21 protein-coding genes and 7 tRNA genes are annotated in these 25791 nt (G+C 46.0%); 5 read left to right on the forward strand and 23 right to left on the reverse strand.

What is annotated here, in order from left to right; translation table 11 throughout:
• Position 1: 1 nt before the first annotated feature.
• Entirely contained in the window at positions 2-886 is an 885-nt protein-coding gene (locus ACXAH6_RS08850) for a hypothetical protein (RefSeq protein WP_474876302.1), read from the reverse strand.
• Positions 879-1433, reverse strand: a complete 555-nt coding sequence (locus ACXAH6_RS08855; protein WP_474876303.1) for a hypothetical protein — start codon at positions 1431-1433, stop codon at positions 879-881. Before ACXAH6_RS08855 ends, ACXAH6_RS08850 begins: the two co-directional genes overlap by 8 nt.
• Before the next feature lie 214 nt (positions 1434-1647).
• On the opposite strand from ACXAH6_RS08855, the gene ACXAH6_RS08860 reads away from it, so the two are divergent.
• Positions 1648-2016, forward strand: a complete 369-nt coding sequence (locus ACXAH6_RS08860; protein ID WP_474876304.1) for a type IV pilin protein — start codon at positions 1648-1650, stop codon at positions 2014-2016.
• Between the two features lie 39 nt (positions 2017-2055).
• Here the strand turns inward: ACXAH6_RS08860 and ispH are convergent, their stop codons facing one another.
• The 7 genes from ispH to ACXAH6_RS08895 all read right to left on the reverse strand — a co-directional run bounded on the left by ispH (position 2056) and on the right by ACXAH6_RS08895 (position 9945).
• The gene (ispH, locus tag ACXAH6_RS08865) at positions 2056-3000 is read right to left on the reverse strand and encodes a 4-hydroxy-3-methylbut-2-enyl diphosphate reductase (protein ID WP_474876305.1); all 945 of its coding nucleotides are present in this window, start codon (positions 2998-3000) and stop codon (positions 2056-2058) included.
• Positions 3001-3010: 10 nt separating this feature from the next.
• The gene (gene fkpB, locus ACXAH6_RS08870; protein WP_474876306.1) at positions 3011-3472 is read right to left on the reverse strand and encodes an FKBP-type peptidyl-prolyl cis-trans isomerase; all 462 of its coding nucleotides are present in this window, start codon (positions 3470-3472) and stop codon (positions 3011-3013) included.
• 7 nt (positions 3473-3479) lie between these two features.
• A complete protein-coding gene (gene lspA / locus ACXAH6_RS08875; protein ID WP_474876307.1) occupies positions 3480-4007 on the reverse strand; it encodes a signal peptidase II in 528 nt (175 codons plus the stop codon).
• On the reverse strand, positions 4000-6822 hold the full coding sequence (gene ileS, locus ACXAH6_RS08880; RefSeq protein WP_474876308.1) for an isoleucine--tRNA ligase: 2823 nt from the start codon (positions 6820-6822) through the stop codon (positions 4000-4002). Before ileS ends, lspA begins: the two co-directional genes overlap by 8 nt.
• 68 nt (positions 6823-6890) lie before the next feature.
• The gene (gene ribF, locus ACXAH6_RS08885) at positions 6891-7820 is read right to left on the reverse strand and encodes a bifunctional riboflavin kinase/FAD synthetase (RefSeq protein WP_474876309.1); all 930 of its coding nucleotides are present in this window, start codon (positions 7818-7820) and stop codon (positions 6891-6893) included.
• A gap of 100 nt (positions 7821-7920) precedes the next feature.
• Positions 7921-9480, reverse strand: coding sequence for a murein biosynthesis integral membrane protein MurJ (gene murJ / locus ACXAH6_RS08890; RefSeq protein WP_474876310.1), 1560 nt, complete (start codon positions 9478-9480; stop codon positions 7921-7923).
• 39 nt (positions 9481-9519) lie between these two features.
• A complete protein-coding gene (locus ACXAH6_RS08895; RefSeq protein ID WP_474876311.1) occupies positions 9520-9945 on the reverse strand; it encodes a CBS domain-containing protein in 426 nt (141 codons plus the stop codon).
• A gap of 212 nt (positions 9946-10157) precedes the next feature.
• Here ACXAH6_RS08895 and rpsT point away from each other — a divergent pair, with 212 nt between their 5' ends.
• From rpsT to olsF, 3 genes are all read left to right on the forward strand, one after another.
• Complete coding sequence (gene rpsT, locus ACXAH6_RS08900; RefSeq protein ID WP_474876312.1) at positions 10158-10418, forward strand: 30S ribosomal protein S20; 261 nt, start codon at positions 10158-10160, stop codon at positions 10416-10418.
• A 194-nt stretch (positions 10419-10612) separates the two neighbouring features.
• Positions 10613-11413, forward strand: a complete 801-nt coding sequence (locus ACXAH6_RS08905) for a UDP-2,3-diacylglucosamine diphosphatase (protein WP_474876313.1) — start codon at positions 10613-10615, stop codon at positions 11411-11413.
• A gap of 169 nt (positions 11414-11582) precedes the next feature.
• Positions 11583-13304, forward strand: a complete 1722-nt coding sequence (olsF, locus tag ACXAH6_RS08910; protein WP_474876314.1) for a bifunctional ornithine lipid synthase OlsF — start codon at positions 11583-11585, stop codon at positions 13302-13304.
• A 66-nt stretch (positions 13305-13370) separates the two neighbouring features.
• Here olsF and dapE read toward each other — a convergent pair whose 3' ends face one another.
• The 14 genes from dapE to ACXAH6_RS08980 all read right to left on the reverse strand — a co-directional run bounded on the left by dapE (position 13371) and on the right by ACXAH6_RS08980 (position 24706).
• Entirely contained in the window at positions 13371-14546 is a 1176-nt protein-coding gene (gene dapE, locus ACXAH6_RS08915) for a succinyl-diaminopimelate desuccinylase (RefSeq protein WP_474876315.1), read from the reverse strand.
• 388 nt (positions 14547-14934) lie between these two features.
• Positions 14935-16824, reverse strand: coding sequence for a SurA N-terminal domain-containing protein (locus ACXAH6_RS08920; RefSeq protein WP_474876316.1), 1890 nt, complete (start codon positions 16822-16824; stop codon positions 14935-14937).
• Positions 16825-17055: 231 nt separating this feature from the next.
• The gene (gene hupB / locus ACXAH6_RS08925) at positions 17056-17328 is read right to left on the reverse strand and encodes a nucleoid-associated protein HU-beta (RefSeq protein ID WP_474876317.1); all 273 of its coding nucleotides are present in this window, start codon (positions 17326-17328) and stop codon (positions 17056-17058) included.
• A 326-nt stretch (positions 17329-17654) separates the two neighbouring features.
• Positions 17655-20009, reverse strand: coding sequence for an endopeptidase La (lon, locus tag ACXAH6_RS08930; protein WP_474876318.1), 2355 nt, complete (start codon positions 20007-20009; stop codon positions 17655-17657).
• A gap of 241 nt (positions 20010-20250) precedes the next feature.
• Complete coding sequence (clpX, locus tag ACXAH6_RS08935; RefSeq protein WP_474876319.1) at positions 20251-21525, reverse strand: ATP-dependent protease ATP-binding subunit ClpX; 1275 nt, start codon at positions 21523-21525, stop codon at positions 20251-20253.
• A 77-nt stretch (positions 21526-21602) separates the two neighbouring features.
• The gene (clpP, locus tag ACXAH6_RS08940) at positions 21603-22229 is read right to left on the reverse strand and encodes an ATP-dependent Clp endopeptidase proteolytic subunit ClpP (protein WP_474876320.1); all 627 of its coding nucleotides are present in this window, start codon (positions 22227-22229) and stop codon (positions 21603-21605) included.
• 97 nt (positions 22230-22326) lie between these two features.
• Entirely contained in the window at positions 22327-23631 is a 1305-nt protein-coding gene (gene tig / locus ACXAH6_RS08945; RefSeq protein ID WP_474876321.1) for a trigger factor, read from the reverse strand.
• Between the two features lie 297 nt (positions 23632-23928).
• Positions 23929-24013, reverse strand: a tRNA-Leu gene (locus ACXAH6_RS08950).
• A gap of 6 nt (positions 24014-24019) precedes the next feature.
• Positions 24020-24095: transfer RNA gene (locus ACXAH6_RS08955), tRNA-His, on the reverse strand.
• A gap of 71 nt (positions 24096-24166) precedes the next feature.
• Positions 24167-24243: transfer RNA gene (locus tag ACXAH6_RS08960), tRNA-Pro, on the reverse strand.
• A 30-nt stretch (positions 24244-24273) separates the two neighbouring features.
• Positions 24274-24358, reverse strand: a tRNA-Leu gene (locus tag ACXAH6_RS08965).
• 3 nt (positions 24359-24361) lie between these two features.
• Positions 24362-24437, reverse strand: a tRNA-His gene (locus ACXAH6_RS08970).
• An 89-nt stretch (positions 24438-24526) separates the two neighbouring features.
• Positions 24527-24603: transfer RNA gene (locus ACXAH6_RS08975), tRNA-Arg, on the reverse strand.
• A gap of 26 nt (positions 24604-24629) precedes the next feature.
• Positions 24630-24706 (reverse strand) — tRNA-Pro (locus tag ACXAH6_RS08980).
• A gap of 230 nt (positions 24707-24936) precedes the next feature.
• Between ACXAH6_RS08980 and folD the strand changes: the two genes are divergently transcribed.
• Entirely contained in the window at positions 24937-25791 is an 855-nt protein-coding gene (gene folD, locus ACXAH6_RS08985; protein WP_474876426.1) for a bifunctional methylenetetrahydrofolate dehydrogenase/methenyltetrahydrofolate cyclohydrolase FolD, read from the forward strand.

Raw genomic sequence — 25791 nt, forward strand, 5'->3', positions numbered from 1 at the left:
TTCAGAAATCCCGCCACGAACCATTCACACGTTGAACAAGGTATAACGACGGCAGCGTAGACAAGGTGGTGAGCACAGATTTGGAATGCCGCACCGCGTGTGAAGGCAAGTTAACTAGCGGCGGGATCACCACTGCACCTTCAATATAACTTCCTGCGGCGAACTTCGCTTGCTCAAGTGCTGGCGCATAAACCCAAGCAAACATGTGTGCACCGAGAGACAATGATAATGCCTCGCCGGTATACAATAGAAAAACCGGTGCGTCTCGCTGCCCAATAGTGTGCCCCGAAGGTATTTCACATTGCTGGGTAACCCAGATCACCCCCGTCGTCGCGGCCGACAGCGTATCGCAGGTGTCGTGTATCTCTTGTGCCAGAGCATTAATCAATGCCATCTGGTTGATTTCTGTTATGAGGAACGGCAAAACCACAGCGGGCGATGAGCTTGCTAAATACGTAACACCACGCTCTGGAAGCGTCTGAAATAAAGAGGTAATTTTGAAGCGTGAAGACCTAACAACTTGGGCCTTATCGTCTTTTATCGCCAGTTCAATATCTATTATTCCTTGATGCAAAGTATGTGAACCCTGTTGCCAGTTTTGTGCGACCGAAATATTGCCTGTGCTTTCTCCAACCTTGGCCTGATATTGTGCGTGACCATCGGTTTTTTCGTTTTGTTGTTGCAGTACTCGACCAATGGCTTGTGCTAGATAGATCGGCGCTGTTCCTGCTAAGCGCTGTTTTTGTAACGCATTGGTATCAGCTTGCCCCAATAGTAATGCTTGTCGAGCCCAAAATAGTGCTGCCGATGTAAATAGCAATAACACGCACACACTAAATGACAACAACACCGCGCCTGCGGCGCTGCGACAGCGAATACTATTCAATGACTTCTCCCGCTATGTAGTTTGGGATGTACACGACTTTAGTACGCTTGAGCTGTACCTTGTTTGGCAATAACAATTCACCCGTCACTGATATCGCCAGCGTGTTAGCAGAGTTAAAACGCGCACTAAACTCAGTCATTTTTATCAAGGATTTCACGGTAACATCCTGCCAGCCAGCAGCCTTACAATGCTTTTGGGCGACACGCATTTCTATCGCGTTATCCCGTAGCCTGAAGCCGCGATACTCAGCGGGGTTTTGTGGGTCAAGTTGTCCATTCTTGTTGCTGTCGTAAGCAAACAATACACAACTTGCCTCAGCTTCATCCCCGTGCTGAGAAATGACAATGGGGAGAATATGTTGCTCGTGGTCGTTTCCAGCAATAAAACCATGTCGTGCGATCTCCGTTGTCATTAACAGCAGTACGCGATCAATCATGGCGACAGCTTCTTGATGCTGTCGATAGTGCACAAGGACAGCTGTTGTATTCCCCACCAACGCCAACGCACCAGCAAAAAAGCTAGTACCAATTGCCGTTACAATCATCATTTCAATGAGGCTATACCCACCGACAGCCCCTCTCCTAAACCAAGTCACTATTTGTCACTATCTGTAATAAAAAGCTAACGCTACCTTATCTGTCTTTCCGCCATGAAAAGACTGAACTCTGGACGCGTTTCGCTCATAACCGAACACAGGTTCAGCTTAAGACGTTTAGATTGTCGTTTATGCTGTGGGTGTTCACGCAATAACGGAGAGAGATATGAAGGAACAGGGAGGCTGGAGTTTAGTTGAAATATGCATGGCCGTGGCCGTTTGCGGTCTGTTATTGTCTCTCGCTTGGCCAAATTATCAAACTTTGATTGTGAAAGCACGCCGTGCCGAGGCCCAACAGCAATTGGTGCAACTGCACCTCGCCCAACAACGCTATCGATTGGTCCACCACAAATACGCCGATAATACCTCGTTGAGCCTACCCGTATCGCCGTATTACAAATTTAGTATCAACACAAAAACCGGTAACCCCTTTCAGCTTCAAGCGACAGCCATTGGTGCGCAAAAACGCAACAGTAAGTGCGATGCTATTTATTTAGATGCAGAGATGAAAAAGCTACCAAGAGGGTGTTGGTAGCTTTTAATGAAATACGTTGTTCTTAACTGGGTTACAGCGCTAACTGACTTGCTTGACCCGCAACTCTTTGGGCACGGCAAACTCGATGTTTTCTTCACGCCCCGGGCGCTCGGAGGCTTTAACCGCTCCCCAATCGAGTAAACGCTGAATGACACGCTTTACCAAAACTTCGGGCGCTGATGCGCCTGCGGTAACTCCAATGTGCTCAACGCCTTCAAGCCAAGCTTGCTGAATGCAATTTTCATCAGCAATAAGGTAAGCACGCGCACCGATTTTTTCAGCTAGTTCACGTAAACGATTTGAGTTTGAGCTGTTCGTAGCACCTACAACCAGAAGAACTTCACAATCCTGTGATAGTTCTCGCACTGCGTCTTGACGATTTTGCGTAGCGTAGCAAATATCGTCTTTGCGAGGCCCGTCAATTTGTGGAAACTTCTGCCGTAAAGCATCAATCACATCAGCGGTATCATCTACCGACAACGTGGTTTGGCTACAATAATACAAATTAGCCGGGTCTTTTACTTCAAGTGTTGCTACATCATCACTTGATTCAACAAGATAGATACCGCCATTCGCGTTATCGTATTGCCCCATTGTTCCTTCTACTTCAGGGTGACCCGCATGACCAATCAAAATACACTCTGTGCCACGGCGACTGGCTCGCGTCACTTCTAAATGCACTTTGGTCACAAGTGGACAAGTGGCATCGAATACTTTCAAGCCGCGATCTTCGGCTTCCTTTCTTACCGCTTGTGACACCCCGTGGGCAGAAAATATCACAATGTTATCATCAGGCACTTCATGAAGTTCATCAACAAACACCGCGCCGCGTTCTTTCAAGCCATCAACAACAAACTTATTGTGTACCACTTCGTGGCGCACATAGATAGGAGGCTGAAACAACTCCAGTGCACGTTCAACAATGGTAATTGCACGGTCTACACCGGCACAAAAGCCTCGTGGATTTGCGAGATGAATTTGCATCGTATTACCTTTAAGCTTGAGTACTTGGTGCGATAACATCGATAATTTCCACATCGAAAATTACCGTTTGTCCCGCAAGAGGATGGTTAAAGTCAACGGTGACAGAATCACCGGCAAGACTGCGTACAATGCCCGGCACTTCTGAACCATCCGGTTGCGCAAAGGCGATAATCATTCCCTCTTCCAACGTCATATCGGCACCAAACCGAGTACGGTCCATATGATGGATATTATCAGGGTTAGGCTGCCCAAATGCGTCATCTGCTGCAAGGGTAAAAGACTTTTTATCACCTTGCTTAAGGCCAATTAAACAGGCTTCAAAGTTAGGCGTTAAGCTTCCATCACCCATGACTAATTTCGCTGGCTTTTTATTTACACGGGTACTGTCTGCCGCAGAGCCGTCTTCCAGTTTTAAATCGAAGTGCATAATCACTTCACTGTTGTCGCCAATCAAAATCGTTTCGTTTGACATAATTACCTCATTGCTCACTGGTCGATGACTCTTGGGCTTTGTCTGTGGCGTCGTTTTCGCGGTTGCGTAACATATCTAAAATCAACAACACGGCACCGATAAAGATGCCGCTGTCTGCAATATTAAACGCCGGCCAATGTGCATCATTAACGTAAAAATCGAGGAAGTCGATCACATAGCCGTGCGCAAGACGGTCGTACAAATTCCCAAGTGCGCCCCCAAGAATACAGGCGAACGCAGCGGGTAGCATCACAGCCTTTTTCGGAGTTTGCTTTAACCACCACAAAATCAAAGCACTAACCGATATTGCGATAAGCGCAAAAAACCAACGTTGCCAACCGCCTGCACCGTGTAAAAAGCTAAACGCCGCACCGTAGTTATGTACGTAAGTTAAATTAAAAAAGGGCAATACTTGAATAGACTGATACAGTTTCATATCAGCCACGACAGCATACTTGCTCCATTGGTCGAGTACGAATACAAGCGCACTCAACCATAGGAAACGCAACCCACTATTTTTAATGGGATTAAGCATAATGGCGTACTTCCCCTTCGCCGTCTACGTTGGTCACACAACGACCGCAAAGCTCTGGGTGAGTCTCGTTGCTGCCCACATCTTCTCTGTGATGCCAACAACGCGCACACTTCTCACCTTCGCTTTTATCAATAGCAACAAATAATCCATCAACGTCGGTGGCTTCAGCGTTATCAGCTTTATCTGTTACTGGCTTCAAGTTCACAGCCGATGTAATCAAGACAAAACGCAACTCGTTTTCTAATTTGCTCAAACTTTCGAGAAGTTCAGGCTCAGCGTATAGCGTAACCTCTGCTTCAAGAGAACCGCCTAAACGTTGCTCTTTACGCGCTTTTTCCATCGCTTGGTTGGCTGCATCTTTCACCGCCATCACTTGATGCCAGAAGTCGCTGTTAAAGTCTGCGTTTTCAGCAATACCAGCAAAACCTTCGTACCACGTTTGAGTAAATACAAACTCTTCGCGCTCACCTGGCATTTCTTGCCAAATTTCCTGTGCAGTAAAGCTGGTAATGGGTGCCATCCAACGCACTAGCGCTTCCATGATGTGGAACAATGCTGTTTGACATGAACGACGAGCAACACTGTCTGTCTTGGCTGTGTATTGACGGTCTTTAATGATGTCGAGGTAGAAACTACCCAACTCAATTGAACAGAAGTGCATGAGTTTTTGCGTGACTACGAGCATGTCGTAGTTTTCGTATGCCGCCACTAACTCTTCTTGTAATGCAGCAGTACGCGCCACAATCCAGCGGTCTAACGCCACCATGTCGTCAGCAGCAACCGCGTGTTGTTCTGGCTCAAAGCCATTCAGGTTAGCTAACAAGAAACGGGCTGTGTTACGCAAACGACGGTAGGCATCAGCAGCGCGTTTTAAGATTTCGTCTGATACAGCGATTTCACCGCGATAATCCGTCGACGCCACCCATAAACGCAGAATATCTGCACCTAATTTGTTGGTGACTTGCTGAGGTGCAACCACGTTGCCCACAGACTTAGACATTTTCTTACCTTGCGCATCTACGGTAAAACCGTGGGTCAATACTTGACGGTATGGCGCATGGCCGTGCATCGCAGTAGATGTCATCAATGACGACATAAACCAACCACGGTGCTGATCCGAACCTTCTAAGTACAAATCTGCTTTTGCAGGAATATCATCACGACAATCCACTACGAAGTAGTGAGTCACGCCTGAATCGAACCATACATCCAAGGTATCAGTGACCTTATCGTACTGGTCAACATCTGTACCCAATAGTGCTGAGTCATCAATATCCCACCACGCTTGAATACCTGATTTTTCAACTTCAACCGCGACTTTTTCAATAATCTCAACGCTTGCAGGGTGTAGCTCACCGGTAACTTTGTGAACGTAAAGCGTAATCGGTACGCCCCACGTGCGCTGACGGGAGATACACCAATCAGGACGACCTTCGACCATCTTCTCGATGCGGTTTTCACCCCATTCAGGGATCCACTCAGTCTTTTTAATCTGTTCGATTGATTGAGCTCGCAAGCCTTGCTTATCCATGCTGACAAACCACTGCGGTGTCGCACGGAAGATAATTGGCGTTTTGTGACGCCAGCAATGGGGGTAGCTATGCTCGTATGCGATGTTCAATAACAGGTTGCCTTTTTCTGCAACCGTTTCGATGATAGCTTCATTCGATTTGAACACGTGTTGACCTGCAAACATCGGTGTATTTTCAAGATACACACCATTCGCGCCAACTGGGTTATACACTTCAATGTCGTATTGTTTGCCGACGTTAAAGTCGTCTACACCATGTGCCGGCGCCGTATGTACACAGCCCGTACCAGAATCAGTCGTGACGTGCTCGCCAAGAATCAATGGCACGGTGTGCTCAAGGAACGGGTGATTTACCGCTAACTTCTCAAGCGCTTGTCCTTTGCAGCTCGCAATGATTTTGTGTGACTCTTGTCCGTAGCGCTGCATACAGCTCTCTACGAGGTCGGCTGCCAATACAACCCAAGAGTTATCTGAACCCAACTCAACCAAGCTGTATTCAAGTTCTGGGTGCAGACTGATCGCGCGGTTAGCAGGCAATGTCCATGGCGTTGTGGTCCAAATAACCACTGAGGCATTGTGTTCTGTCAATGCAGAGGCTTCAACGCCAAAGGCTGCTGCAATAGCATCGGTGTCGGCCACTGGGAATTTAACATCAATGGCTGGAGAAACTTTGTCTTTGTATTCCACTTCAGCTTCAGCGAGGGCTGAACCACAGTCTGTACACCAATGAACAGGCTTAAAACCTTTTTCCAAGTGACCAGACTCAACGATTTTACCCAGCGCACGAATGATATTCGCTTCAGAGTCAAAATCCATGGTTTTATAAGGCTTGTCCCACTCGCCAAATACGCCCAAGCGCTTAAAGTCAGCCATTTGACCATCAATTTGCTTCTGCGCATATTCACGGCATTTTTGGCGGAATTCACCGGCGGTCACCTTCTTACCTGGCTTACCCACTTTCTTTTCTACCATCAATTCAATAGGTAGACCGTGGCAATCCCAACCGGGCACATAGGGCGCGTCGAAATCAGACAATGTCTTTGCTTTAACAATAATGTCTTTCAGAATTTTGTTAACGGCGTGGCCGATGTGAATATCACCGTTCGCATAGGGAGGGCCATCGTGCAAAATAAACGGCTTTTTGCCCGCTTTTGCTGCGCGAATTGTTTTATAAATCGCTTTTTCTTGCCACTCTTTCAGCATTGCAGGTTCCCGTTGAGCCAAGTTCCCACGCATTGGGAATGGCGTTTCAGGAAGATTCAGGGTGCTTTTATATTCACTCATAGCCTTTGTTTAATCCGTCCACTTATTATTGCGTTAAGCGACCGTTCGGCGTCTCACCAAACAGTGTACTACTTCTGTTTATTCAAAATTTCACGTGCACTGAGCACGTCTTTTTCAATCTGTTTTTTTAAATCATCAAAAGAGGCAAACTTCACCTCATTGCGGATTTTCTCTACCGGCATCACCTCGATGGGCTGCCCGTAAACGTACCCAGAAAACTCAAAGATATGCACTTCAAGTTGCGTACGTACGCCATTAAGCGTGGGGCGAGAGCCAATATTAGCTACACCACCATACTCTATGCCATCAATCAACACTGTCACGGCGAACACGCCCAAAATGGGGGTTTGACACCGGTTTAACAACACGTTTGCGGTGGGAAAACCTATGGTTCGCCCTTTTTTCTCGCCGTGCACCACTTTGCCTGAAATCGAAAAGCGGCGACCCAGCATTTTTTCAGCTTGGGTAAAACTACCATCCGCTAATGCTTCGCGAATCGCGGTAGAGCTAATTCGACAATCAGCCATACGAAAACTCTGTGTACTCGCAACCTCAAAGCCGTATTCTTCGCCTGCCGATTGCAATAAAGCAAAATCGCCGCTGCGACCTTTGCCAAAGCGAAAGTCATCGCCTACCACTAAAAACTTCACACCGAGACGTTCAACCAATAAATCATTAACAAACGTTTGCGGTGATTGGCTGGCGAATTCTCGGCTAAAACGCACACAAAGCAAGCGATCAACGCCTAGCTTTTTCAGCGCTTTATACTTTTCCGACAAGGTACTGATACGAGCAGGCGCTGTATCTGGAGTAAAAAGCTCTTCGGGCTGAGGTTCAAATACCATCACGGTTGCAGGTAACCCCAATGACCGCGCTTTATCTAAAACATTGCTGAGAACTGCTTGATGACCTAAATGTACACCATCGAACTTACCGATAGTAAGTACACACTCTTTATGCTCATCTCTCAGGTTGTGTAGGCCTCTAATTAGCTCCACTTTGGTACAACTGCCTTAATCAAGTCTGGTCACAAAGCTCGCGATTATAAACGACACGGCACGTAATACCAACGCCTTCGCCCGCATTTCATGAGACTTATTATCCCCCAGCAGACTTGAAGTGATGCAAGCGTATTCCCAAACTGAACATCAGGCTGGCAAATACCGCCGCAGCAGCAGCGATGTATAAAATGAGCTCAGCGACTTGCTGAGCGAATGACAAGGCAAAAAAATCAACGTCATAACGCAGGTAATACACAACAGCAACCATCACAACGGTCGATGCCACGACTCGCCACAAAAAGCCCATCGAAGGACGCGTTAACGCAAACACTCCCTGTTTGTGTAACGCCGCATAGAGTAACCCTGCGTTTAGCGTCGCCGACAACGTGGTCGCAATTGCCAAGCCTATATAGCCAAAAGGTATGGCGAATATAAGATTAAACACCATGTTGGCAGCCATACACCAGATACCAAACTTCACCGGTGTCTTGGTATCCTGACGAGAGTAAAACCCTGGCGCCAACACCTTAACCAGCATAAAACTCAATAGACCCGCAGAGTAAGCGATGAGGCTATAGGAGGCCATGCGTGCGGTGTCTTCGGTAAAAGCTCCGCGCTGAAAAATCACGGTTAAGATTGGTTCAGCCAATACCGCCAACCCTGCCGCAGCAGGGATCCCCAGTGCGCACACCATTCTAAACGCCCATTCCATGTTCAACGCAAAGGCTTTCGGGTCTTTGCTCACGTGGTTGCGCGACAACGTAGGTAAAATCACGGTGGCGATGGCAATACCGAATAACCCCAGAGGAAACTCAAGTAAACGGTCTGAGTAATACAGCCAACTAATTGAACCTGTTACCAAAAAGCTTGCGATGAGGGTATCGAGTAATAAATTTATTTGGCTTACTGACACGCCAAATAACGCGGGAATCATCAACGTGCGGACTTTAACCACCCGAGGGTCGGACCAGCCCCAACGAGGGCGGGCTAACACACCCGCTCTAACTAGAAACGGCAATTGAAACAATAATTGCACCACGCCCCCAACAAACACTCCCCACGCCAACGCAAAAGCAGGTTGAGCCAAGTAAGGCGTAAGTAACACGGCGCATCCAATGATACATACGTTCAATATAACGGGGGTAAAAGAAGATACCGCGAATTTATTCAGCGTATTTAACACTGCACCAGCTAAACCTGTTAGGGATATAAACGCAATATAAGGAAAGGTAATTTTTAGCATAGTGGAAGCCAGTTCAAACTTGCCACTCGTATCCTCTCCACGCCAGTAATCGAGAAACCACCCTGCTCCGAAGAGTGCGGTGATTACGGGAGAAGCAATTACACCAAGTAATGCAACAACAAACACAATCGCGCCCAACGTGCCCGACACCCTGGCGATAAAAGCGCGCAGCGCTTGTTTGTCTTCATTTTCGTTGACTTCAGTCAGTACCGGAATGAATGCCTGGGCAAACGCACCTTCAGCAAACAAGCGGCGTAGGAAATTAGGTATTTTATTTGCGAAGAAAAAGACATCGGCCGCAGCTCCATCCCCCATCAATCGCGCAACGACAACATCTCGAACCAGCCCTAACACACGTGAGAGTAAGGTCATTGCACTGACAATGATCCCAGACTTTAATAACTTCCCTGACACAGGACCTCGATGAAAACTCAGTAATAAAAGCGGTTAGTGCTAGTTTTCCATGTTTTCGAGCAAAGATATAGTCAGCTTTACAAAATCAGAGGAAGTTAAAATCCCCACCAATTCACCTTGGTTATCGACAACCGGTAAACAGCCGTGTTTGTTCTTCAGAAAAAACGGCGCAACTTCACTGACTTTCTGGTCGGCCGTAACGGTATCAAAATCTGTCACCGCGACTTCCATAATATTAGTCACCCCTTCATTTTTGGCTAATTCTTCTTGGCCGTATAATGTCATTAAGCTAATTACCTTACTAATCATACGCTTTTGGGTGACAATTCCGACTAATGCCTGCTTGGCGACAATGGGCAAATGTCGAATTCCCTGCTGGCGCGTAATATCATGAGCATCACGAAGGCTCATTTCTGGTGTTAATGTGGTTACAGGATGTGTCATAATATCGGCAACGGTCAGCACGGGTTTTTTCTCCTCAGGAATACCTTTGATTTTTGCTTAAGTATTGACCTCTACAAGTGTGGGGTAAAGGAGAATTCGGCCTCAAATCGCTAGTCATTGCGTTAAAGCAAAGCAAAATAGCTATAACCAGCGAAATTGTTTGACAAATGGGCGATACATAGGCACAATCCGCACCCTCGTTTTTGACATGAATTTATTTTGGGAGTTACACCTTGGCTAACATTAAGTCTGCTAAGAAACGTGCAATCCAAGCCGAAAAGCGTCGTCAGCATAATGCAAGCCGTCGCTCCATGACTCGTACAAGCATCAAAAAAGTAGTTGCGGCTATCGCAAATGGCGATAAAGAAGGTGCTCAAGCTGCACTTACAGCTGCTACTCCGATTCTTGACAGAATGGCAACCAAAGGTTTGATTCACAAGAACAAAGCTGCTCGTCATAAGAGCCGTCTAGCTGCGCAAATTAAAGCGCTATAAGCTAAACATCTCGCTATAACAGCAGTATGTAAAAGCGTCGTTAGTTTACTATCGGCGCTTTTTTGTGTCTGCTATTCCCTAAGGTGTCACAAAACCTTGTTTGTTTTGTCATCGATTGTTCAAATCGTCGTCACCTAACTGTCAAAACCAAACCATAAAGTGGTGGCCCAAGCGCTAATCTTGGGAGAACCACAATGAAACCAATACACTATAAAGCACTCTTTTTGTCCGACCTCCATCTTGGCAACAAAGATTGTAAAGCTGCCTTCCTGCTCGAATTTCTTAATACGATTAAAGTAGACACCCTATATTTGGTTGGTGATATCGTGGATATGTGGCAGATGAGCAAACAATTTCGCTGGCCGGAAGCCCATAACCAAGTAATGCACAGAATCATGCAAATGAGCAAAGACGGTACCCGTGTGATTTATCTACCGGGTAACCACGATGCGCCAATTCAGAAATATTCCGGCATGGCTTTTGGCGATATTGAGATTGAACGCGAGATGGTACACACCACAACTCTAGGCCAACGCTACTTAGTCTTACACGGCGATCAGTTTGATGCCGAAGTCACGCTTGGTAAGTTTCACGCTTGGCTTGGCGACAAAGGCTACGATCTATTGCTGTTTGTTAATCGTTGGTACAACCGTTTCCGCGCATGGCGTAAAACTCATTATTGGTCACTCGCCGGCTATATAAAACGTCATATCAAAGGGGCTAACCAAGCCATCGCTCGCTATCGCGAAGCCTGTTGCTCTAGAGCAAACGAATTGGGGTTGGACGGTGTAATATGTGGCCATATTCATCACCCAGAATCCATGATGATTAATGGTATCCATTATGTGAATGACGGCGACTGGATAGAAAATTGCTCGGCGCTGATCGAAAACGAAAAGGGTGAACTTGAACTTATTCACTTTAATCACATGATGAGCCAAACCAATAATGTCACCGTGATACCCACCGTTACTACGGCGAATAAAGCCGCCTAACTCTGCGCAGTTAAGTGGATTCTCGGCTCGCACGGAGCAAGTCTTTGGCTTGCTCCGTGAAAATCAAACCAACCAGAATTCGCCATATCACCTGTAAGATAAATGACACAAATGTGTGCGAAAAGCGTCACATTGAGTTGCTATTGTGCGCTAAAAAACGGGAATAGCCATGTTTACAGTCGAAGATGTTCTCAACCAACATTACCCACAAGTTGCCAAACACCCACTGTTGAGTAAATCACTGCAGTTCGTTCTGCGACACTTACTTCACGAACGAGAAATCATGGAGTTTGGTGAGACCTATCCACACTACCACGATATTGATTTTGTCGAACAAGTCCTCGAGTACTTTAACGTGAGTTACTCGATTAGAGACATTGAACGTGAACGCATTCCTTCAGAAGGACCAGTGGTCATCATTGCTAATCACCCCATTGGTTCGCTAGATGCATTAGCCCTGATCAAGCTAGTCAGTGAAATTCGACACGACTTAAAAGTGGTCGCCAATCAAATGCTGATGGCAATCAAGCCACTCAACGACATGTTATTGCCCGTCAACAATATGCAGGGAGGCACACCTAAACAGCATTTGGCCAACATACAAAAACACCTTCACGCCGAAGGTGCAGTGTTGATTTTTCCGGCAGGAGAAGTGTCGCGATTACGTCCAGAAGGGGTGCGCGATACACGCTGGCACAGTGGCTTTCTGCGTATTGCAAGACAAGCCAAAGCCCCTATTCTCCCCGTGTTTATTGATGCCAAAAATTCGCCGTTGTTTTATGGCGTATCTATGGTTTACAAGCCTTTAGCAACGGCATTGCTAGTAAAAGAAATGTTTAAACAGCGCCGTAAACACCTTCCCATGCGTATTGGCGAGCTAATTCCCTATTCGGCTTATCAAGCGATGTCTATTCCCTTACCTGATCAAGTTAAGCTATTCAAACGCCACCTGTATCGCATTGGTCACAACAAAAAAGGCATTTTTTCAACCCAGTCTCCCGTTGCATTGCCCGAAGATAGAAAAGAGCTGTGCCGCGCTATCAAACATCAATGCGAACTATTGGGCGAAACCTCAGACGGCAAGCAAATTTACCTATACCAGCACAAAGGCAGCTCTACCATCATGCGTGAAATTGGCCGCCTTAGAGAAATCGCCTTTCGCGCTGTGGGCGAAGGAACCCTGCGCCGCCGAGATATCGATCAGTACGATAGCCATTATTACCACCTAGTGTTGTGGGACGAAAACGACTTAGAAATTGTCGGTGCATACCGATTTGGCGACGCGGAGATATTAACACAAGCAAATCATCCTACGGGTTTGTATTCCGCCACCCTGTTTGACTATGACAAAGAGGCCAATGCCGCGCTATTTGCTGAGGGACTTGAACTAGGAAGAAGTTTCGTTCAACCACGCTATTGGGGAAAGCGCAGCTTAGACTACCTTTGGTTTGGTATTGGCGCCTTTCTGACCCGCTACCCAAAGTACCGCTACTTATTTGGTGCTGTTAGCATCAGTAACAGCTACCCCCAGCGCGCAAAGCACTTATTGGTAAACTTTTATAAAACCCACTTCCCACAAAAATTTGGCGCCGCGTCAGCTAAGTTACCTTTCGTATGTGACGAGACGCCACTCGCTGATTTTAAAGGTGAGGATTACAAAAAAGAGTTCACTCAACTCAAGCATTTAATGGCGAATATGGGAGTGAATGTTCCCACGCTTTACAAACAGTATTGCGAAGTATGTGAACTCGACGGTGTGTCTTTCTTAGACTTTAATGTCGACCCTGATTTTGCAGACTGCATTGACGGTTTGGTAGTTGTGGATACCGAAAAGCTCTTGCCGAAAAAACGTAAACGCTACATGCAAACGCCATTAAAAGCTTCGGCGTAATCCACTTTACACGCGTATATATTGGCCCCGACTCATCTTGAGCCGGGGCCTTTTTATACTCAGTATTTAATGGCTATTTAACCGTTGATGCAGAATATCGGTATAAATGTCTTCTAGTGTGAACAAATCAGAAAGATAAATAGCTTCGTTCGCTTGGTGAATATGCGTATTAGGTACACCAAGCTCAATCACTTGGGTTTGCGCACTGGCGAGGAATCGACCATCTGATGTCCCACCCGACGTACTCAGTACAGGGTATCGTCCAGTTGCGCGATGAATTGCTTGTTCTGCAGTATGGATCAGGCAATGGTTGTCTCTAGGACGACTGACATAGGCCTCACAAGGCCGTAACCACTCGACTACAGCGGTTGATACTTCACCTTCAATACGCGCTTTGAGCAACGCTTTCAACGACATTTCATCAAAGGCATGAGAGTAACGCACGTTAAATTGGATCACGGCTTTACCTGGCACCAGATTGTCAGTAAAACGGCCACTATCCACATGGGTGACTTGTAAACTCGTACCGGGAAAATCCTCGCTGCCGGCATCAAACTTGGTAGTCGTCAGTACTTGGATAATGCGGCCCACTTGATGCAGCGCGTTGTCGCAACTGTGTGGGTAAGCCACATGCCCTTGCTTTCCGGTTACCAGAATACTGCCCGACAATGAACCTCTTCGACCAACTTTAATCGTATCGCCCGTATAATGAGAAGCCGTTGGCTCACCCACTAAGCACATATCGAGTTGTACCAACTGCGCATCAAGACGCTGTTTTATCGCCTTGGTGCCGTATTCAGCCTCTCCCTCTTCATCGCTGGTAATCAACCACCATATTGTGTGTTTATCTGCTCGATACAAGGGTAAGACACGTTCGCAAGCTGCAAGCATCGCGGCAATGCCCGTTTTCATATCTGCCGCTCCCCGACCAATGAGCCGATTACTGTCGACTAACGGACAAAACGGGTCTGAATGCCAGTATTCAAGAGGGCCTGGTGGCACTACATCGGTGTGTCCAGCAAAGGCAAAATGGCGATTGCCTCGCCCCCATTTCGCGATCAGGTTAGTTACCCCAGAAAGACGAAATTGCTCACATTCAAAACCCAGTTTATTTAGGCGATGAATGAGATAAGCCTGACAACCTGCGTCATGAGGCGTTATAGATGCGCGTGCCATAAGTACTTGCGCATGAGCGAGGCTACGACCCGGTGTCTGGCGTAAGAAAGGTTGTCGCTGTAGCATTTTTGTATCTCATAGAAGCTCACAATCACGGGGTATTGCATCAAGTATGAGTGACAAATAGATAACAGCTTTACGACAAATTGGTGACAGTACTGTTGATCAAAGGAGGAAACAATTTAGTATAGGATCTAACAATAAATCAAAGAATAACCGTTATGTTAAGAGTCATTGTTTTTCTCCCATTGATCCTGTTTTTAGTGTGGTTAATTTACTTAAAAGTAAACAACTACTCGTTAGCACAAGGCAAACAAGGTTTTTTATATATCTTAATTTTCTCTGTTGTCTTAGGCGGCTTTTTCACTGTAATGATGGCATTGACTCACTGACAAACGAAAAAAAACCCTGAACAAAGTTCAGGGTTTTAGCAAAGAATATCAGAGATTAACTATCACAAACCGTTAATCTTTACCTCTGCATCAGCACGCAATGCTGCAACGTATGCTTCATAAGTCGTCTGACTATTCATAGATGTCAGCTGTTGACGCAACATCGCCAGCGTAGACTCATCTAGCGCTTCAGCTTGATTAACCTTAACTAGCTTAACAATACCCACATCGCCAGTTGAAAGCGTGCTCACTTCCATATTGTTACCTGTATCTGTACCTAAACGGAACAAGCTAGTAACCAAGCTACGTGGCAATGTGCTACCAGAGCGGCCAACCGCTTCTGCTTTTTCCCACGCTAGTTGCTTTTCAGCAAGAATAGCAGTGACATCTTCGCCAGACTCAATCTTCGCAATTAAGCTCTGTGCCCAAGCGTCAGCAGCGTCTTGTGCCTTTTCAGCACGCAATCTTGCGGTGATACTTTCACGCACTTCATCTAACGCTTTAGTGCGCTGAGGCTCATGGTCAATAACACGAGCAACAATCACACGCTCGTTACCATCTTCAATTAATTCGCTATTTAAGCCTTCTTCGATTAGCTCAGGCGAAAATACCGCATTTACTAAATCTGGCACATCGACATTCGCAGGAACATCGTTGCGAGAGAACATGGTGGTTTCTTTTACTTCACCGTCGATTGCTCCGGCTACATCTTGCAATGTATCAGGCACTTCAAAGGCAATTTGCGCCATTGTGTTTTGTTGCTCGAAGAACAAGTCGGTGGCTTTCTCAGTGATCAACTGTGCTTTAATCTCAGCAGCCACTTCGGCAAGCGGTGTTTGAGACTCAGGCTTAATATCTGTCATTTTGATGATATGGAAACCAAAATCAGAACGAACAACCTCTGACACATCACCAACCGACGCCAATGCAAACGCCGCTTCATCAAATGCGGGGTCCATCATGTCATGAGAAATAAATTCTAAGTCACCGCCATTTTCCGCAGAAAAAGTATCTGCAGATTCGGCTTTAGCTAGCTCGGCGAAATCAGCACCGTCTTTAATTTGCGCAAGTAACGCTTCGGCTTTCGCTTTTGCGGCAGCTTCGTCATCACCAAATTCAACAAGAATGTGAGAAACACGACGCTCTTCTTGAGTGGTGTAAATCGCTTTATTGTCTTCATAGAAGGCGGCTACGTCTTTGTCGGTTACCGTTACGTCATCTTTTAACGAGTCTACGGTTAACTCAACATAAGCCACTTTAACCAACTCTTGCGTGTCGAACATAGACAAGTTTGATTGGTAGTAACTTTCGATGTCAGCGTCGGTCACTTCAACTTCGCTGTTGAAAGGCGCTGAATCGATAATCAAATATTCCGCGTCACGTGTTTGCTGTTGTAAATCACTCGCCAGTTGAATTTCGCTATCTAGCGTGAAATCACTTGCTGTTAGTGCGCGTGACAACTGTTCTTTTGTCATTTGTACACGAAGGTATTGACTGAAATCAGCAGGCTGAAAACCATTTTGACGCAACAACATCTTGTAACGGTCATTATCAAATTGACCATCGGTTTGAAACTCTGGCATTTGTACGATGGTGTCACGCACTTGCTTGTCGCTTACACGTAAACCCAGTTCACGGGCTTTTTGCTCGATAAGCGTGTCGCCGATGAGACGATCGAGTACGCTTCGACGGAAATCGCGTAGGTAGTTTTCATCAGAAAACAAAGCAGATATGCCTTCACCGTACTGAGATTCCATACGAGCACGCTGACTTTGATAAGCGCGATCTAAATCTTGTTGACTCACTTCTTCGCCATTGACTACCGCTGCAGCCGTGGCACCCGACCCTGAGATATAACTGTTAACACCTGCAAATACAAAGCTCAGTACGATCAGGGCGATGATAACCATTGCCCAAGGGCCTTGAGAACCCTCTCTGATTCTTTCTAGCATGATTAAATTTCAACTCCGTTGCTAAACAACTTTGCCCACCGTTACAGCTTTTATCGTTGTACCTTGAAGGTGTTTTTTGATGACCGCATGAGGCTGGCAAAAATAAGGCGTGATTATAGCGTAATCATTCAAGAGATAGAATGCTCTTGCGCCGTCTTTGATAGGTAATTCGCTTGTAGCAATAAAAAAGGCGATGGATAACCATCGCCTTTTTCTAAATCAAACGCAATCTTAGTTGCAAGCGTCTTTCAGTGCTTTACCAGCTTTGAAAGAAGGTACTTTTGCAGCTGCGATTTCAATAGTCTCACCAGTTTGTGGGTTACGACCACTACGAGCTGAACGCTCTCTTACAGAAAAAGTACCGAAACCAACTAGTGCAACTTGATCGCCGTCTTTCAACGCTTCAGTTACTGCGTCTGTGAAAGAATCCAATGCACGGCCAGCGGCAGCTTTAGAAATGTCTGCACCAGCAGCGATTTTGTCGATAAGTTGAGACTTGTTCACAATTATGATCCCCTTCGGTTGTTATTATATTGTCTTGTCCGCAAAACAATAATTCATTGCTTAGACGTTTATAACAAGCTTGATTCTTAACATCAAGCAAAGCTTTACAATTAATTAACTTGTTATTGAATCGCTGCATCCCTTTAGTGACAAGGCTTCACGCGAATACCTCGTAAAGGTAACATAACTTTTTCGTCTTGAAAGCCCTAAAATCAAAAAAAATGAGATTTAAGCGCAAGGTTGAACAGTTTTTAAACAAAAGCCAACCAAAATGCCATAATTAGTTCTCTGAACCGCTTATGGCACAAGGCTTTGGCGAAGTTTTATTAATCAGGTTTTACTACTTGGAATGATTCAACAGGCTCTTGAAGTGCAATATCGAGCACTTCATCTATCCACTGCACTGGATGAATCGCTAAATCCTGCTTCACGTTATCGGGAATTTCTTCCAAATCTCGCTCGTTATCTTTAGGGATAACTACAGTTTTAATTCCACCGCGATGGGCCGCGAGTAACTTTTCTTTTAAGCCACCAATTGCTAACACTTCACCGCGCAGCGTAATTTCGCCGGTCATCGCCACGTCACACTTCACTGGGTTACCAGTCAAACAAGACACTAGCGCGGTGCACATACCAATACCCGCACTTGGGCCATCTTTTGGCGTTGCACCTTCAGGTACGTGCACGTGAATGTCACGCTTCTCGTAAAAATCTGCATTAATGCGCAGTTTTTCGGCACGGCTTCTCACAACGGTCATCGCGGCGTGAATTGACTCTTGCATCACATCACCTAACGAACCGGTTGAGGTCATCTTACCTTTACCAGGTACAGAGGTGGTTTCTATTGTGAGTAAATCACCGCCAACTTGAGTCCAAGCCAAACCTGTTACTTGACCAATTTGATTGTTCTTGTCTGCTTTACCGTAGTCGAAACGCTGCACGCCAAGATAGTCTTTCAGGTTGTTTTCATCAACAACCACTTTCTTCACGTCTTTGTTGAGCAAAATTTCTTTTACCGCTTTACGGCATACTTTTGAAATTTCACGCTCTAGACTACGCACACCAGCTTCGCGGGTGTAATAACGAATCATGCCAATAATGGCGGACTCTTTTAGCTCTAACTCTTTCTCTTTTAGACCATTGCGCTCCATTTGTTTACTCAACAAATGCTGCACAGCAATATTCAGTTTTTCGTCTTCGGTGTAACCCGACAAGCGAATCACTTCCATACGGTCTAACAAAGGTCCGGGAATATTCATGCTATTTGATGTAGCAACAAACATCACATCAGATAGGTCGTAATCCACTTCTAGATAGTGGTCACTGAAACTGTTATTTTGTTCTGGGTCGAGCACTTCAAGTAAAGCCGACGCTGGGTCTCCACGCATATCCGAAGACATCTTGTCGATCTCATCAAGCAAGAACAATGGGTTCTTCACTTTTACTTTCGACATTTGCTGGATAAGCTTACCCGGCATAGAACCAATATAGGTACGGCGGTGGCCTCGAATTTCAGCTTCGTCTCTTACACCACCAAGAGCCATACGCACGTATTTCCGCCCTGTTGCTTTGGCAATTGAGCGCCCTAACGACGTTTTACCCACACCGGGAGGACCAACTAAGCACAGGATAGGCCCTTTTAGCTTGCGTACACGCTGCTGAACGGCAAGGTATTCAAGAATACGTTCTTTTACTTTATCCAAACCATAGTGGTCAGCATCAAGAATTTCTTCTGCAAGCGCCAAGTTCTTCTTCACTGCCGAGCGCTTGTGCCAAGGCACGCTAGTCAACCAATCGATGTAGCTACGCACTACCGTGGCTTCTGCCGACATCGGTGACATCATTTTCAGCTTTTGTAGTTCTGCCTTGGCTTTTTCTTCAGCCTCGGCAGGCATTTTAGCTTCTTCGATTTTTTTGGTTAACGCTTCAAATTCGTCGGGGGCTTCGTCTAACTCACCCAGCTCTTTTTGAATGGCTTTCATTTGCTCATTCAAATAGTATTCGCGCTGACTTTTCTCCATCTGCTTTTTCACACGGGTGCGAATTTTCTTCTCCACCTGTAGCAAATCGATTTCGCCTTCCATCAGAGCCATCAGATATTCAAGACGCTCGTTAATGCCCTTCATCTCAAGGACTTTTTGCTTTTCAGCCAGCTTTAACGGCATGTGTGCCGCCATAGTGTCGGCCAAACGCGCAGCATCTTCGATACCGTTTAACGAAGTGAGCACCTCTGGAGGGATCTTTTTGTTGAGTTTGACATAGCCTTCAAACTGCGACACGGCTGAACGGATCAAAACTTCGTGTTCAGATTCTGGCAGTTCGTCATCTTCAATACGGTCGACGTGAGCCGTAAAATAAGGCTCGACTTGAGAGTAGTCGGCCACTTGTGCACGCACATTACCTTCCACCAACACTTTAACGGTGCCATCAGGTAATTTGAGCAATTGCAGAATAGTCGCAATGGTGCCTACACTGTAAATTTCATCGGTTGCTGGTTCATCTACACCCGCGTCTTTCTGCGCCGCTAGAAAAATCTGCTTGTCATTCTCCATCGCCGCTTCTAAACAGCGAATAGATTTTTCGCGACCCACAAATAAGGGTATGACCATATGTGGATATACCACCACATCTCTCAGTGCCAATACGGGCAATTCAATGCGATCTTCTCGCTCTGTTGTCATACTGCTTCTCTAATTTTTATCATCAATGTGAGTTTATATGGGGATGGGCTTACAAAGTTCAATTCCCTGAATTATCAATCATGCAAGATTGTATGATTTACATAAAAACAGGTAGAGCATAGTGTTGTAAAGCAAAAATCGCTACCGCTGTGCAACTGTCCCGTTTTCTCTGGGATTGTTCTGACCAACCAGTAAATAAAAGAGCAAAAAAAACCCTGAAACAAGTTCAGGGTTTTTCGTATTATTCCGCAGCGGCTTTTTTCTCGCTACTGCCGTAAATCAAAATGGGCTTGGACTCACCTTTTATCACGGTTTCGTCAATCACCACTTTGTTTACGTCATCCATTGACGGTAGTTCGTACATGGTATCGAGCAGTACGGCTTCTACGATTGAACGCAAACCACGCGCGCCGGTTTTCCGTTGCATCGCTTTGCGCGCAATAGCGTGCAATGCGTCATCACGGAACTCAAGCTCTGTCTCTTCCATCTCAAACAAGGCTGCATATTGTTTTGTGATTGCGTTCTTCGGTTCTTTTAAGATCTGAATTAACGCATCTTCACTTAACTCTTCCAAGCTCGTCACAACCGGCAAACGGCCGATGAACTCGGGAATTAGTCCATACTTCACTAAGTCTTCAGGTTCTACCTGACGGAACAATTCGCTAATCGCTTGCTTATTGTTGTTCGACTTCACTTCCGCGCCAAAGCCCATGCCGGTGCCAGTGTTAGCGCGTTGTTCGATAACTTTATCCAAGCCGGCAAAAGCACCGCCACAGATAAACAAGATCTTTGACGTGTCCACTTGCAAGAATTCTTGCTGCGGATGCTTACGACCACCTTGTGGAGGCACGGAAGCAACAGTGCCCTCAATCAATTTCAACAACGCTTGCTGTACACCTTCACCAGACACGTCACGCGTGATGGAAGGGTTATCAGATTTACGTGAAATCTTATCGATTTCATCGATGTAGACAATACCGCGCTGGGCTTTTTCCACATCGTAATCGCACTTCTGCAACAGTTTTTGAATAATGTTTTCTACGTCTTCACCCACGTAACCCGCTTCGGTCAGTGTGGTGGCATCAGCCATTGTGAAAGGCACATCCAATAAACGTGCTAGCGTTTCTGCTAACAACGTCTTACCGCTACCCGTTGGGCCGATTAACAAGATGTTACTCTTGCCTAATTCAACGCCATCGTGAACGTCACCATTGCGCAAGCGCTTATAATGGTTATACACGGCTACAGACAACACCTTTTTCGCATGTTCTTGGCCAATCACATAGTCATCCAAATGAGAATGGATTTCTTGCGGTTTTGGCAAAGCGTCTTGCTTTTGCTTTGGTGCAATCTCTTTAATTTCTTCGCGGATGATGTCATTACAAAGCTCCACGCATTCATCACAGATGAATACAGAAGGCCCTGCAATTAACTTGCGCACTTCATGTTGGCTTTTGCCACAAAACGAGCAGTACAGTAATTTATTGTCACCGTCGCTGTTCTGTTTATCGCTCATAGCTATCTGCCTCTACCTAGCCCGAATATTATTATACACATAATTACCACATTCGGGATTTGATCTAACTCTACTACTTATTTTGCAGTGACGTCAGTTCGATTTGTCAGTACCTGGTCAATAAGACCATAATCCTTGGCTTCAGTTGCACTCAGGAAGTTGTCGCGATCAGTATCACGGGCAACTTTTTCGTAGTCCTGGCCTGTATGATCTGCCATTAAACGGTTTAGCTTCTCTTTAATAGACAGAATTTCTTTCGCGTGAATTTCAAAATCAGAAGCCTGACCTTGGAAACCACCGAGAGGTTGGTGAATCATGACGCGAGAGTTTGGTAAGCAATAACGCTTGCCCTTCGCGCCGGCTGATAGCAAAAATGCCCCCATGCTCGCCGCTTGACCAATACACACTGTGCTTACGTCTGGCTTGATGAAGTTCATGGTGTCGTAAATTGCCATACCAGCAGTCACAGAACCGCCTGGAGAGTTGATATACAAAAAGATATCTTTCTCTGGGTTTTCTGCTTCTAGGAATAACATCTGCGCAACGATGAGGTTTGCCATGTGGTCTTCTACCTGACCAACAAGAAAAATCACGTTTTCTTTTAACAGGCGAGAGTAGATATCGAAAGAACGTTCACCTTTGGCGGTTTGTTCAACAACCATAGGGACGAGTGCATTTTGAGGATCGAATGGGTTATTCATCATAGCTCGTTATTATGCCTACTTTAAAAACAAAAATGCTCGGAGTCTTCCGAGCATTTAAGCAGTTGCTGACAGGTTAAGTCAATCAGAGCCGTAAAAATTAGGCCTGTTTGTTCATAACCTCATCAAATTTCTTGCTCACTTCTTGAGTTTTGGCTTTTTCAAGCACCCACTCAATGGCTTGCTCTTCAAGTGCAACATTGTTCATTTGTTGCATAAGTTCTTGGTTACCTTTGTAGTACTCAACAACTTCACTTGGATCTTCATACGCTGAAGCCATTGATTCGATCAATGCATCAACTTTTGCTTCGTCAACTTTCAGTTCGTTAACTTTGATGATTTCACCAAGTAGTAAACCAATAGTAACACGACGCTTCGCATTGTCAGTGAACAATTCAGCTGGAAGTTCAGGAAGGTTATCACCACCGCCCTGTTGGCTGAAACGCTGTTTAGCTTGTTCACGTAGTGCGTTAACTTCTTGGTCGATCAACGCTTGAGGTAGATCGATTTCGTTTTTCTCAAGAAGTGCAGCAATCACGTTCTCTTTAGTTTGCGCTTTCAACGTTTGGTCTAGCTCGCGCTGCATGTTCTTTTGAACTTCAGCTTTAAGTGCGTCAACACCACCTTCTTCTACACCGAACAGTTTAGCAAACTCTTCGTCAACTTCTGGTAGTTTTTGACCTTCAACTTTGTTCACAGTAACTGCGAACTGCGCGGCTTTACCTTTCAACGCTTCTGCGTGGTAATCTTCTGGGAAAGTCACATCAACTGTTACTTCATCGCCTTTCTTCGCGCCAACTAGCGGCTCTTCGAAGCCAGGGATCATGCGGCCTTTACCAAGCTCAAGTGTGAAGTCTTCAGCTTTGCCACCTTCAAACTCTTCACCGTCAACAGTACCAACAAAGTTGATCACTACACGGTCGTCTTTGCGAGCTTTACGACGTACTTCTTTCCACTCAGCGTGTTGCTTCTGAAGTGTTTCCATCATTTCAGCTAGGTCTTCGTCAGTGATTTCTACCACTGGCTTTTCAACTTCTAGCTCGTCAACGCCTTTCACTTCTACTTCTGGGTAAACCTCGAATGAAGCAACGAATACCAAATCTTGGCCTTCTTTGTCTTCAGTTAGTTCAAAAGAAGGCATGCCAGCAGGTGTAATCTTTTCCTGCATGATGGCTTGATAGAAGTTTTGCTGCATTACATCGCCAGCAACTTCTTGACGAACAGCTTGACCATAACGCTTTTGGATAACCTTAACCGGAACTTTGCCTGGACGGAAACCATTAATACGTTGTGTTTTTGACAACTGTTGTAGACGTGATTTAACAACTGCATCTACTGAATCAGCAGGAACAGTGATAGTAAGACGGCGTTCTAAACCCTGGGTCGTCTCGACTGAAACTTGCATTGTATTACCTCAACTTTACGCTATTTGTGCGTATTATTCTCAGGCCTCTCCCGTCGTACCACTGATTGGCAATGCCCCCGGGCAGAGGTCGTGTGTCAACGCGCTTACATTGCGCCGGTTAAAAAAAGACGCGGTAGTATACAGTCTGAGATATAGAGAGTCGAGAGAAAATCGGGCCGACAAGGCATAATTACGACATAAAATTGCACGAACGGCGAATTTATGGCCATAGCTTGAATTTTTACAGCAAGAATGAACTAATTTGGATAACAAACAGAGCGATATGCTCTTAAAAGATGGTGCGGAAGGAGAGACTTGAACTCTCACGCCGTGAAGCACTGGAACCTAAATCCAGCGTGTCTACCAATTCCACCACTTCCGCTTAAAGTGGGGTGGACGATGGGATTTGAACCCACGACAACCGGAATCACAATCCGGGGCTCTACCAACTGAGCTACGCCCACCATTGTAGAGAGATAATCTCTCTGGCTCGTTGGAGCCTTTTATGACTTCGACTACTTCTCAGTCAGAAAAGTGGTCGGTGAGACAGGATTTGAACCTGCGACCCCTTGGACCCAAACCAAGTGCGCTACCAAGCTGCGCCACTCACCGATCTAATAACAGTGTTACACACTGAAAATATGGTGCGGAAGGAGAGACTTGAACTCTCACGCCGTGAAGCACTGGAACCTAAATCCAGCGTGTCTACCAATTCCACCACTTCCGCAAGTGGGGTGGACGATGGGATTTGAACCCACGACAACCGGAATCACAATCCGGGGCTCTACCAACTGAGCTACGCCCACCACTGAGGTTTTATTTGCTAAGCGAGTATATCACAATTTCGCCTTTTACCATCCTGAGCAGTTAACATCACTGCCGTACACCACTCAAATGGCGCGCCCGGCAGGATTCGAACCTGCGACCCACGGCTTAGAAGGCCGTTGCTCTATCCAGCTGAGCTACGGGCGCTCGACGAATCTGCATTAGCAAATAAGTGGTCGGTGAGACAGGATTTGAACCTGCGACCCCTTGGACCCAAACCAAGTGCGCTACCAAGCTGCGCCACTCACCGACTGTGTAGAGGTTGTGAACTTCACTACCGCTACGGGGGGCGCATATTACCCACCTTCCCCACCCCCGTCAAATACTTTTTCAAGCATTTTTTCCGACCGCGCATAAAGCGCACAATCTGCTGTTTTTTTGACAAAGGTGTATACTTTTCGACGCCTGTTACTTTGGTTTATATGAGAACTTATGGGACAATATGACTTTCAACAATCTGGTACAGAATCAAACTCCGATATGACAGCTCATCTAATCGACGGCAAATTAATTGCCAAGCAAGTTCGCCAACACGTCGCCTCTTATGTAGATTCTTTGGTTGAAGCGGGAAAAAGAAAGCCCGGCCTCGCCGTAGTATTAGTTGGCAGTGATCCCGCATCTGAAGTCTACGTGGCTAACAAACGCAAAGCCTGTGATGAAGTTGGTTTTGTTTCCAGCTCTTTTGACATGCCCGCAACAACGTCACAGCAAGAGTTGCTAGATTTGATTGACCAGCTTAACGCCGATGCCACAGTAGACGGCATTTTGGTACAACTGCCTTTACCAGCCGGACTTAACGCAGAAGAAATTCTCGAACGAATTCACCCGCACAAAGATGTGGATGGCTTTCACCCTTATAACATTGGTCGCTTAGCTCAGCGTATTCCAGCGCTACGCCCTTGTACGCCTAAAGGCATTATGACCATGATTGAAGCAACTAAGCGCCCGGTTAAAGGCTTAGACGCTGTGATTGTGGGTGCTTCAAATATTGTTGGCCGTCCAATGTCTTTGGAATTATTGTTGGCGGGCTGCACCACAACAACCTGTCACAAATTCACTCAAGATTTAAAAGCACACGTGAGCCGCGCAGATTTATTGGTCGTTGCGGTAGGTAAACCTAACTTTATTCCTGGCGACTGGATAAAAAAAGGAGCCATAGTTATTGATGTGGGTATTAACAGAATGTCTGACGGTAGCTTATGTGGCGACGTTGACTACGAAGCTGCAAAAGACAGAGCGGGTTGGATCACGCCTGTTCCGGGTGGTGTTGGCCCAATGACGGTTGCCAGCCTGATTGAAAATACCCTTGAAGCTTACGTTAAGTATCATTCGTAA

Source organism: Alteromonas sp. ABE4_545, assembly GCF_056161325.1.